The sequence below is a fragment of the Clostridium acidisoli DSM 12555 genome, assembly GCF_900176305.1.
GTDB classification, from domain to species: Bacteria; Bacillota; Clostridia; order Clostridiales; family Clostridiaceae; genus Clostridium_I; species Clostridium_I acidisoli.
Genome location: NZ_FWXH01000003.1, coordinates 174,596 through 186,237 on the forward strand (window position 1 = coordinate 174,596; position 11,642 = coordinate 186,237).

Below are 11,642 nucleotides of genomic sequence, written 5' to 3' on the forward strand. Positions count from 1 at the left end.
GTAGTTAATTATTTTTTACTTTTAGGAGGAAATGCAATGGGAGAATCGTTAAAAGGTCTAAAAAGAACTGTAATGTGCGGTGATTTTAGAGAAAGCAACATTTCAAATACAGTAACAGCAATGGGATGGGTTCAGAGAAAGAGAAATCTTGGGGGACTCGTTTTTGTTGATTTAAGGGATAGAACTGGAATACTTCAAGTTGTATTTGGAGATAAAATAAATGAAGATGCATTTAAAAAAGCTGATGGAGTAAAATCAGAATATTGCATAGCAGTTACAGGTAAAATTGTAAAGAGAGAAGCTCCAAATGAAAATATACCAACAGGAATGGTAGAATTACAAGGAGAACAAATAAAAATATTATCTGAAAGTGAAACGCCACCTATTTACATAAAAGAAAATTTAGATGCAGCTGAAAACATAAGATTAAAATATAGATATTTGGATTTAAGAAGACCAGATATGCAGAGAATATTTAAAATTAGACATAAAACAGCTAAAATAATGAGAGATTTCTTAGATGAAAGTGGATTTATTGAAATAGAAACTCCAATGTTAACAAAAAGTACACCAGAAGGTGCAAGAGATTATCTTGTTCCAAGTAGAAATTATAAGGGTAAATTTTATGCATTACCACAATCACCACAGCTATTCAAGCAGCTATTAATGGTATCTGGTTATGATAAATATTTTCAAATTGTAAAGTGCTTTAGAGATGAAGATTTAAGAGCTAATAGACAACCTGAATTTACTCAAGTTGATATGGAATTATCCTTTGTAGAAGAGGACGATGTTATTGCATTAAACGAAAAATTGATAAAAAAAGTATTTAAAGAAATTGCGGATGTTGATGTGAAATTACCAATAGAAAGAATGCAGTATAAAGTTGCTATGGAGAAATATGGCAGTGACAAACCTGACTTACGTTTTGGCATGGAAATTCAAGATATAAGTGATGTTGTTAAAAATTCTGAATTTAAGGTGTTTCAAGATGCACTGCAAAATGGTGGTAGTGTAAGAGCTATAAAAGCAGAAGGCTGTGCTAATATGGGAAGAAAACAAATTGACAAATTAGGTGAGTTTGTTAAAACATTCAAAGCAAAAGGTCTTGCGTGGATAGCATTAAAGGATGGAGAGATAAAATCTTCAATATTAAAATTTCTTAGTGAAGAAGATATTAATAATATAAAACATGTAATGAATGCAAATACAGAAGACTTGATTTTAATAGTTGCTGATAAAAACAGTGTTGTATTCCAATCATTAGGTGAACTTAGATTACATTTAGCTAAAGAGCTTAATATATTAAAGGATAATAAAGAATTTAGATTTGTATGGATAACTGAATTCCCTCTTTTATCTTATAATGAAGAAGAAAACAGATATCAAGCTGAACATCATCCATTTACAATGCCAATGGATGAGGACATACAATATTTAGAGAGCGAACCCTCTAGAGTTAGAGCTAAGGCTTACGACATAGTATTAAATGGAGAAGAATTAGGCGGAGGAAGCATAAGAATACATGATACAAAACTTCAAGAAAGAATGTTTAAAGTATTAGGGTTTACTCAGGAAAGTGCATGGGAAAGATTCGGATTTTTACTTCAAGCCTTTAAATACGGTCCACCACCACATGGCGGTCTTGCATATGGATTTGATAGGCTGATAATGTTTCTTACAGGTACGGAAAACATTAAAGATGTTATTGCATTCCCTAAAAATCAGAATGCAGCTTGCGTTATGACACAGGCACCAGATGTTGTAGATGAAAAACAGCTTAAAGAACTTGGAATTGATGTTTTTCAGGAAAATTAAAAATATTCTAACAATAACCAGTTTATAAAATATATAAGATGTAGTATAATTAGTAATGAAGACGAACCTACTGTGTTCGAGCATTGAGTTTATGTTGACCCAACACTTTTTTTTAGGGAGCTTAACTCTTTCTGTAGAATGAAGCTTATTTTTTTAAGTACAAGAAGCAGAAAGGCAGCACCCACCTGCACTTAGCGGGTTATCGTTTAAACTCAAGAGACGGCACGGCGGGCTCTTTTCGCATTTACATAACTTTCTTCCTTTTTAAAAATATTAGTTTTGAAAGCGAAGAAATCATAACTATAGCTATTGCAATAGCACCGGCGCCTGTAAGCGTTTGAAGTCCGGTTAAGGTTGCTTTTGAAATATTTCCGCTTATTGTGTAATACATTGTATAATACATTCCGTATCCTGGTACTAGTGGAATTATGCCACAAATTGTATAGGTTGTTACAGGAGATTTAAATACTCTTGCCATAGCTTCTGAATAGATTGATACTACTAGCGTTGCTACAAATAGAGACACTGTATTTGAATTATGTAAATTCTGCAGCAATAAATAAATAAACCAAGATATACTCCCACCTAAAGATGCTATAAATATATTTTTTCCCCTAATATTAAAAATAATTGCAAATCCAAGAGAAGCAAGAAAAGAATAAAATGAAGCTAAAATCATATATTAATACCTCCAAATAGTCCAAACCATATTTTAAATATCATACCTGTACCAACCGCTATAGCTATAGCTATAAAAACTGCTTCAACAGTTCGTGTAACACTAGAAACTAAATCACCATTTATTGTATCTCTAAGTGCATTTGTAATAGCAAGTCCAGGAACTAATAACATTATTGCTCCAATTATGGTTTTATCATAATTATCACATAAGTTAAGTTTGTAAAGCAAAATGGCAAATAGTGCTGCCTCCATACCACCTACTAAATTGATAAAAAAGCCATATACACTAAACTTAGAAAGTGAAATAGTGGTATATCTAATTATGGCACCAATAAATACAGCACAAAAGAAATCTTTAAATGTACCATTAAATAGCAAAGTAAAAAAACCAGCGGCTAAAGCCGAACATAAGATTACTAAAGCATCCGAATAACCCTTTTGATGTTCTATGTTGTCGATTTCTATTTCTAAATCATCGATGGTCAAATGCTTTCTTTCTATGCTTCTAGATAAATTATTAATCTTTGAAATTTTGTCTAAATTGAAAGTCGCTCCATAAGTACGCTTTACTGTAGAGTGATTTTTATTGTATTCATCTTTAGCACTTAATATTATGACAGTAGGTGTAGCATAAACATCAATTGATTTTACACCAAGAGCTAAAGAGATTCTTACCATTGTTTCTTCAACCCTATAAGTTTCACCACCACTTTCAAGCATTATCTTTCCGGCTTTAGTAGCTGCATTAAGTACCCTGTTGGTATCCATCTAATTTCTCCTTTATTATGTTTTCATTATTACATGAGTATTATAACATAAAATAAGTTTATGTAAATTAAAGTTGTTTTATTATAAAATCCAGTATATAATCATATTTAAAGTTGAAATTTATAATTTAATGCTTTATTATATAATATGTATGTTAATTAACAATTAATAAAACTAAGATTTATAAATTAAGTACTTATTATGGATTTATACGATTAATTTATTAAATAATATAAGAGGGTGTAAATATGGATTTTGAAAATGTAAAACAAACGGATGAAAAGGTATATGAAATAATTAACGAAGAACATGAAAGACAGGAAAACAATATAGAGCTTATAGCTTCTGAAAACTTTACGAGTAAATCAGTAATGGAAGCAATGGGTTCTTATCTTACAAATAAATATGCAGAAGGTTATCCAGGGAAAAGATATTATGGTGGATGTTATGTAGTTGATAAAGTAGAAGATCTTGCAAGAGATAGGGTTAACAAATTATTTGGAAGTGAACATGCTAATGTTCAGCCACATTCGGGCGCACAAGCAAATATGGCAGTATATTTTGCAATGCTTGAAACTGGAGATACAATATTAGGTATGGATTTAACACATGGTGGACATTTAACACATGGAAGTCCTGTAAATTTTTCTGGGAAACTTTATAATGTAGTAAGTTATGGTGTAAATAAAGAAACTGAACAAATTGATTATGAAGAACTAAGAAAAAAAGCACTTGAAGCTAAGCCAAAGATGATAGTAGCAGGTGCAAGTGCATATCCAAGAATAATTGATTTTAAAAGATTAAGAGAAATTAGTGATGAAGTAGGAGCATATTTAATGGTTGATATGGCTCATATTGCAGGACTTGTAGCTGCAGGCTTACATCCATCACCAGTTCCGTATGCAGATTTTGTTACTACCACAACTCACAAGACTTTAAGAGGCCCTAGAGGTGGAGCAATACTTTGTAGAGAAAAATATGCAAAGGCAATTGATAAGGCAGTTTTTCCTGGGATGCAGGGTGGACCATTAATGCATGTAATAGCGGGTAAAGCAGTATGTTTTGGAGAAGCTTTAAAGGATGATTTTAAAGACTATGCAGGACAAATAGTGAAAAATGCAAAAGTTTTAGCTGAAGAATTAACAAAATATGGTTTTAGACTTGTTTCAGGTGGTACAGATAACCATCTTATACTTGTTGATTTAACTAATAAAGATGTAACAGGTAAAGATGCAGAAAAGCTGCTTGATACAGTAGGAATAACTGTAAATAAAAATACAATACCATTTGAAACCAAAAGTCCATTTATTACAAGTGGTATAAGAATAGGTACAGCAGCTGTTACTACAAGGGGTTTTAAAGAAGAACAAATGAAGTCAATAGCAGAATACATAAATGAAGCTATACAAAATAAGGACAAAGATTTAAGCTATTTAAAAGAAAAAGTAAATACTTTATGTAAAAAATTTCCGATATATTAATTTCCATGTTTTTTTAGAGGTTATCACAGAGAAGGTAGTTATCTTTGTGAGCCTCTTTTAATTTACCCGAAGACTACATTCGTAGCACTCTCTTATTCTTCAAAGTGGGAGTGACGGCTGCTACGTATCTTAATAACGATTTCTAAGTTTCAGATGGATGATCTATGGCCTAAAAACACCACCTGTAACCAAGAACTTTGTTTATAAAAAAATGTTCTATATAAAGCATATTAGTTTATGATATAGTATAGATAATTATTTTAGGGGATGATAATAAAATGGGTGTCATAAAAAGAATATCGTTAATTGGAATGGGGGCTATTGGTTGTGCGTTTGGCAGAAAATTATATGATGTTAATCCGGGCGCACTAAAGGTAATAGCCAATAAAGAAAGAATAGCTAGATATATAAAAAAAGGATTTATAATCGATGGGAAAGAATATAATTTTTCATATATTGAACCGGAGGAGAAATGTGAACCAGCAGATCTTGTTATTATTGCGGTAAAATCAAATGGACTAACTAAAGCAATTGAAGATATAAAAAATCATGTTGGGAAAGACACAATTATAATTTCACTTTTAAATGGTATAACTAGTGAAGAGATTATAGGTAAACAATATGGCATGGAAAAAATGCTTTATTCTCTGTGTATTGCGGAGGCTAATCGAAGTGAAAATAAAATTCATATTTCAAACCATTGTAGTATAGTTTTTGGAGAAAAAACAAATAAAGAGTATTCTGATAAGGTGAAGATGGTAAAGGAACTTTTTGATAGAGCAAATATTTCTTATGAAATACCAGAAGATATGATGCATTCATTATGGTGGAAGTTTATGGTTAATGTTGGCGTAAACCAATCATCTGCTGTAATTAGAGGTACTTATGGAACCTTTAAACAAAAAATAGAAGCAAAAAACCTTATGGAATCTGCAATGCTAGAGGTTGTGACATTGTCAGAAAAAGTTGGAGTTAATCTTAATAAAGGGGATATTAATAAGTGGTATGAATTATTGGATACACTAGAACCAAATGGAAGAACTTCAATGTGTCAGGACATATTAAACGGAAGAAAAACAGAAGTTGATATATTTGCGGGAACCGTTTGTAAGTTAGGAAAAAAATATGGAATAGAAACACCAATAAATAGAACTCTTCTAGATATTATTAAGGTTATAGAATAGTTATATGAATATGAATGATGAAGTTTTAAACAAACAATCAAAGGTTTCCTGTGAAATAAAAGTCTTTAAAGAGTTATTTATTAAGCAGTGGTGGGAAGAAAGTAATGAACTTCCTGACATAGGTAATGCAAGCGGATATTGGCATAAAAGAACTAAAGAAAAACAAACAAATCAATTTGTGAATCAATTTGTAATAAATATAAAAGAGTTTCCTAAAGAGCAATCATATCGTAAGGAATGGAAGAAAAATTTTAAAGTTGTAATAGATAATTTTATTAAAGAAACAGAATTAATTACAATTAAAGAAAAAGAGATTTTATTAAGCAATGAATTAATAGAAAGTACAGAAAAATTTATAAGCAAAGCAAGAAAATTTAACCCAAATCTAAGTTTTGAAGAGTTAGGGCAAGCAATGAGAAATTTATGGATTGTTAACATAATACAAATGTTACTTGGAAGGACTCCAAAACTTACATCTTCTACATATGGATACAGTATGTTATACCCATATACAGACAATTTTTTAGATAGTAAGGTTATTTCTAGAGATGACAAGACTAAGATAAATAAAAATTTTGCCTTAAAACTTGCAGGTAAGAAGACAATAGCAAAAAACGAATATGAAGAAAATCTTTTTAAACTTGTAAATAACATAGAAGAGGAGTATAACCGGGAACAATATCCAAATGTATTTGATAGTTTGTTATGTATTCATAGTGCACAAATAAAAAGTCTTGCTCAGCAAAATAAAGCTGTTACACCTTACGAATCGGATATTTTAGGAATCAGTTTTGAAAAAGGAGGGACTTCTGTTTTAGCAGATGCCTATCTTGTAAATGGGGAATTAACTGAGCAGCAAGCTAAATTTTTCTTTGGGTATGGGGTTTTATTGCAATTGTGTGACGATTTACAGGATGTACAGGAGGATTTAGAAAATGGAAGTGTTACAATGTTCTCTATGTTAGCTAACACATGGAATTTTGACAATGTCACAAATAAACTTATAAATTTTACTGTGGATCTTTTAGAAAGTATGCCAATGGATAATATGATTGTGATAAAAGATTTAATAGAAAAAAACTGTATACAATTAATATTATTTGCCATTGCAAAAAATAAAAAATTATATAGTAAAACTTACATAAAGAAAGTAGAAAAGTATTTTCCATATAGATCAAGGTATATGAGTAATGAATTAAAAAAAATCAAGAAACAATTTTCAAAAGTTAAAGAAAGTTACAACGGTGTAAGTACAGAACAAATAATAATGTATGCCTTAAAAAATGATAAATAATGATTATTTTAGACTTAGTTTAAGTAAAATTCTATTTGTATCTACAGAAAGGACTATAATACTATAATTAAGTGCTAAAAGGTAATCTAAAAAATTGGTTAAAGTGTTATTAAAAACGTAAATTGTTTCGTTACTTTTTGTTTGAATGAGAAAAGTAGATAATTTTTTTACAATTAGGACATTATCAAAGGGGTTTACATTATAGTTGTTATTTTTAATCCAAAAAGTATTTTCTTCTCCTTGAAGCAGTTTTAAAAAACTTATGTGCTCTTTTTTTATAGATTTATTTTCAATAGTTAGTTTATCCAAATTTTTTGTCTCGATTTCTAATAAATTTTTTTCAAGTTGAATTTTATGTTTTAAAGTTTTTATATTTTCATCAAGAAGGATTAAACTCTTTTCTTTTTGTTTAAGCTTAAAAACACTTAAAAATTTCAAATTAGATAAATTATTTTTATTCATTGAGTACCTCTATCTTCTTTTTCTCATTTAAATAATTATACGGTTGGTGATAATATGAAAGAGTTATTATTTAATATTATAACAAAAATTTATATTGATGCTAAAAGATTTATTATAAATACAGTAAAAAAGATTAAATTTGAAAACAGGAAAAGTAGTATTATTAATGTTATGTATGATCCATTAATTGAAGAAAAAAGAAAAGAAATAGATAACCTTAAAACAGAATTAAAAAACTTAAAAGAAAATAGAAATAAAATAAATAAACAAATAATTAAGCTAAAAGATGAAAATGCTGATTACAATGAAAAAATAAAACATATGCAATCTTTTAGAAATTTTATTTTAAATAAACGATTTTAGTTATGTTAAATAAAAAGATTAAAGAAAACCTGTGGCTAGGTGAAATATTTGACGATAACTTATAACATCCTGCCACTGTGGCAATCTTTAATCTAGGGTAAAAATCTTTAACTAGCTTACTTTTAAAAACCGGGTATCATTTACAAATCAATATGCCACCAATCACTGGAATATTTTTGTAGAAATTCAGCGGGCATATACAAATACCCCTTATCTCCAAAATTCTCTCCCCAACTATTTCTTATAATAAAGTAAAGACCATCATATTTTTTAAATGGTAGAATTTCTTTAATTTCTTCATTAGGATTTTTTGTTGAACTTTCAGGTTTAGAGAAGTAGCCGCATATATTCAATGCATGTCCACCTAATAGCTGTTCACCATTTTTGGGTAGTGGTATATATCCATTAGAAGTTATATTTTCAAAAGATTCATATACTTTAACTCCAATTAGAACTGGCCTTTTTAAGACTCCAACAGAATATAAAATATCGTCTATAGTTTTAACCTTATATTTTGTCATAGCTTTGTGATTTTTTGCATCTTTATCATCTGCAGCACTAGGAGTGGCAGTAAATTTTTTTATATCATATGGGTCTAAAGCTTCTGTGCATGTCCCGATAGTAGTTGCAACTAAAGCAGATCTAGCAATTGTACTGCCAGCATCCTCATTAACATCATTATCTTCTTTTCTTTCTTGGTAATAAAAATATAATTCTGAAAGAGGAATATCTTTATTTAATAGATATTCTAAAACGCTGCAGGCACTAAAACTTGTACAAGCTCCAAGTTCACCTTGATCTTTTACAGGACCATAACCAGCCCTTAAATCTGCACTTTGTGGTATAGATTCAGTTTTTTCAACATTTTCGTGGAATAATAGGTCTGTACTTCTTTCAAGGCTAGGCTTTAAATTGTACTTGTAAGGTAATTTTTTTCCCATACTAATCCCCTCTTCATATTGATTTAGCAAATATTATTTATGCTAAAGAAAATAACATAAATTACTATTATATTATTTTGTTATTAAAAAGATGTTACAATATTTTTATGATTATATACCAAAAAATGTAAAAAGTCAAGACTAAAATGAAATGCTCACGGGATTGTTTGAATTATTTTTATAGATTATAATTATATAAAAAAGATGAAGAGTATATATTACGAGCAGGTGATGAAATGATTATGCTAGATAGATGGACAAAAATATTAGAACATGTAAAGAAAAATAAATTTTCTACAGTACAAGAACTTATGGACACATTTAATATATCTATGTCTACAGTTAGAAGAGATTTAGTAGCTATGGATGAAAGAAATCTTATAAAGAGAACTAGAGGTGGTGCAAAAGCAATATATGGTAAAAGCTTAAATGATTCAGTAACTAGCAGTATGCTTATAAAAAATAAAGAAGAAAAAATAAAAATAGCCCAAAAGGCCGCTACTTTGATTAATGATAATGATTTTATATTTATAGATTCTGGAACAACTTGTTATTATATTATTGACTTTATTGTGGCAAAAAACATAACAGTGGTTACAAATGGAATAATGCAGATACAAAAATTAATGGAGAAGGGCATAGAAACGTACATACTAGGAGGATATGCAAGACCAGAAAGTAATTTAATTGTGGGAGAAGATATGGAGAAAAAGGTGTCAATTATGAATTTTAATGTGGCTTTTTTAGGTACACTTGGTATTGATTCATGTGGTGGATTTAAGGCACATGCTCTATTTGATGCAAACTTTAAAAAAACTGTATTAAAAGCATCTGAAAAGACTTACGTATTGGCAGATAAATCTAAATTTAATGTTAGAAAATTTTATACATATGCTGATATTCCAGAAGCTACTGTAATAACGGACTCAAAAGTGAATTTTAAAGATGAAAGACTTAAAATAATTTATGTATAATTGTTCATATAATGAATGAAAACGTTGACTTATATATATAAAATGAAATATAATGTTCATATAATGAACAAAAGGAGTGAAGGTTATGAGAATGAAAAGTAATTTTTTATGGGGAGGAGCTACAGCTGCAAACCAATTTGAAGGAGCTTGGAATGAGGGAGGAAAAGGGCCAAGTACCGCAGATATGTTTACAGGTGGAACTCATACAATTCCAAGGAGGATAACTAGAACTTTAGAAGAAAATACTCATTATCCAAGTCATGAAGCAATTGATTTTTACCATCATTATAAAGAGGATATACGATTATTTTCAGACATGGGATTTAAAACATTTAGGCTTTCAATAGCTTGGTCTAGAATATTTCCTAATGGTGATGAACTTAAACCAAATGAAGAAGGTTTAAAATTTTATGATAAGGTTTTTGATGAACTGTTAAAATACAATATAGAACCATTAGTAACAATTTCACACTATGAGACGCCATTTGCACTTACTGAAAAATACAAAGGGTGGTCAAATAGAAAATTGATTGAATTTTATACAAGATATTGTTCAGTGATTTTTAATAGATATAAGGATAGAGTAAAATATTGGCTTACATTTAATGAAATAAATTGTTTAACGGTACCCTTTGGGGCTTATATGGCAGGTGGCATGATATTAGATGAAAATGAAAACAATGAGGAAATACGGTTTCAGGCATTACATCATCAATTCGTAGCAAGTGCAAAGGCAGTTAAACTTGGACATGAGATAAATCCAAAATTTAAAATTGGGTGCATGATTGCATATATGTGCAGTTACCCTAAAACTTGTAATCCAAATGATGTAATTTTAGCTCAACAAAAAGATCAAATAAATAATATGATTTGTTCTGATGTTCAAGTGAGAGGATATTATCCAGGCTTTGCTTTTCGGTATTTTGAAGACAATGGAATAAAAATTAAAATGGAGAAAGAAGACGAAGACATATTAAAAGAAGGGTGCGTTGATTTTTATTCATTTAGTTATTATATGTCCAATGTTGTAAGTAGCGATAAAAATGGTGAAGAAGTTAGTGGAAATGTACTTGGTGGATTTAAAAATCCATATCTTAAGGCTTCAGATTGGGGTTGGCAAATAGATCCTAAGGGGTTAAGATGGACATTAAATCATATATATGACAGGTATCAAATACCAGTAATGGTAGTGGAAAATGGATTAGGTGCTGTTGACAAGCTTGATTCAGATGGATCAATAAATGATGATTATCGTATCGATTATTTAAGAGATCATATAAAAGAGATGGAAGAGGCAGTTAAAGATGGAGTTGAACTTATGGGATATACTATGTGGGGTTGTATAGACCTTGTAAGTGCATCCACGGGAGAGATGAAAAAACGATATGGATTCATATATGTTGACAAAGACAATGAAGGAAATGGGAGCTTAAAAAGGATTCCAAAGAAAAGCTTTAAATGGTATAAAAAAGTTATTGAAAGCAATGGTGAAGATTTAAATTAGGCACATACATTATAAAAAAGATTATCTCAGTGTATATTGAGATAATCTTTTTGTATGTATTAAATTAATATAAAAGTATTGTCAATGTAGTACTGTTATAAACAAATATCATTTATCAAAAAAAGCTTAATGTATGATAAAATAAATATTATGGATATAATGTAAATTAGAA

General features: G+C 29.6%; 11 protein-coding genes and 1 other RNA gene. 8 read left to right on the forward strand and 4 right to left on the reverse strand.

Annotated features, from left to right (window positions below):
* Positions 1-36: 36 nt before the first annotated feature.
* Both aspS and ssrS read left to right on the forward strand, forming a co-directional pair.
* Entirely contained in the window at positions 37-1,818 is a 1,782-nt protein-coding gene (aspS, locus tag B8978_RS05965; protein WP_084114725.1) for an aspartate--tRNA ligase, read from the forward strand.
* A 61-nt stretch (positions 1,819-1,879) separates the two neighbouring features.
* Positions 1,880-2,056: non-coding RNA, 6S RNA (ssrS, locus tag B8978_RS05970), on the forward strand.
* Between the two features lie 6 nt (positions 2,057-2,062).
* Here ssrS and B8978_RS05975 read toward each other — a convergent pair.
* Both B8978_RS05975 and B8978_RS05980 read right to left on the reverse strand, forming a co-directional pair.
* Positions 2,063-2,497, reverse strand: a complete 435-nt coding sequence (locus tag B8978_RS05975) for a threonine/serine exporter family protein (RefSeq protein WP_084114727.1) — start codon at positions 2,495-2,497, stop codon at positions 2,063-2,065.
* Positions 2,494-3,267 (reverse strand): threonine/serine exporter family protein, encoded by a 774-nt coding sequence (locus B8978_RS05980; RefSeq protein ID WP_084114729.1) that lies wholly within the window; start codon positions 3,265-3,267, stop codon positions 2,494-2,496. The genes B8978_RS05975 and B8978_RS05980 overlap by 4 nt, the downstream gene beginning before the upstream one ends.
* 248 nt (positions 3,268-3,515) lie before the next feature.
* Between B8978_RS05980 and glyA the strand changes: the two genes are divergently transcribed.
* The 3 genes from glyA to B8978_RS05995 all read left to right on the forward strand — a co-directional run bounded on the left by glyA (position 3,516) and on the right by B8978_RS05995 (position 7,226).
* On the forward strand, positions 3,516-4,748 hold the full coding sequence (gene glyA / locus B8978_RS05985; protein ID WP_084114731.1) for a serine hydroxymethyltransferase: 1,233 nt from the start codon (positions 3,516-3,518) through the stop codon (positions 4,746-4,748).
* A 278-nt stretch (positions 4,749-5,026) separates the two neighbouring features.
* Positions 5,027-5,932, forward strand: coding sequence for a ketopantoate reductase family protein (locus B8978_RS05990; protein ID WP_084114733.1), 906 nt, complete (start codon positions 5,027-5,029; stop codon positions 5,930-5,932).
* Positions 5,933-5,942: 10 nt separating this feature from the next.
* Positions 5,943-7,226 (forward strand): hypothetical protein, encoded by a 1,284-nt coding sequence (locus tag B8978_RS05995; RefSeq protein WP_139795988.1) that lies wholly within the window; start codon positions 5,943-5,945, stop codon positions 7,224-7,226.
* Positions 7,227-7,229: 3 nt separating this feature from the next.
* Here the strand turns inward: B8978_RS05995 and B8978_RS06000 are convergent, their stop codons facing one another.
* Complete coding sequence (locus B8978_RS06000) at positions 7,230-7,688, reverse strand: hypothetical protein (RefSeq protein WP_084114735.1); 459 nt, start codon at positions 7,686-7,688, stop codon at positions 7,230-7,232.
* Positions 7,689-7,742: 54 nt separating this feature from the next.
* On the opposite strand from B8978_RS06000, the gene B8978_RS06005 reads away from it, so the two are divergent.
* Positions 7,743-8,051 carry a hypothetical protein gene (locus B8978_RS06005; protein ID WP_084114736.1) on the forward strand — a complete coding sequence of 103 codons (309 nt, stop codon included), beginning with the start codon at positions 7,743-7,745 and terminating at the stop codon, positions 8,049-8,051.
* 140 nt (positions 8,052-8,191) lie between these two features.
* Here the strand turns inward: B8978_RS06005 and B8978_RS06010 are convergent, their stop codons facing one another.
* Positions 8,192-8,992 carry a C1 family peptidase gene (locus B8978_RS06010; RefSeq protein ID WP_084114737.1) on the reverse strand — a complete coding sequence of 267 codons (801 nt, stop codon included), beginning with the start codon at positions 8,990-8,992 and terminating at the stop codon, positions 8,192-8,194.
* Positions 8,993-9,228: 236 nt separating this feature from the next.
* Here B8978_RS06010 and B8978_RS06015 point away from each other — a divergent pair, with 236 nt between their 5' ends.
* Together B8978_RS06015 and B8978_RS06020 are read left to right on the forward strand one after the other, a co-directional pair.
* A complete protein-coding gene (locus B8978_RS06015) occupies positions 9,229-9,966 on the forward strand; it encodes a DeoR/GlpR family DNA-binding transcription regulator (protein WP_084114738.1) in 738 nt (245 codons plus the stop codon).
* Between the two features lie 85 nt (positions 9,967-10,051).
* Positions 10,052-11,470, forward strand: a complete 1,419-nt coding sequence (locus B8978_RS06020) for a glycoside hydrolase family 1 protein (RefSeq protein ID WP_084114739.1) — start codon at positions 10,052-10,054, stop codon at positions 11,468-11,470.
* The last annotated feature ends 172 nt before the right edge of the window (positions 11,471-11,642 follow it).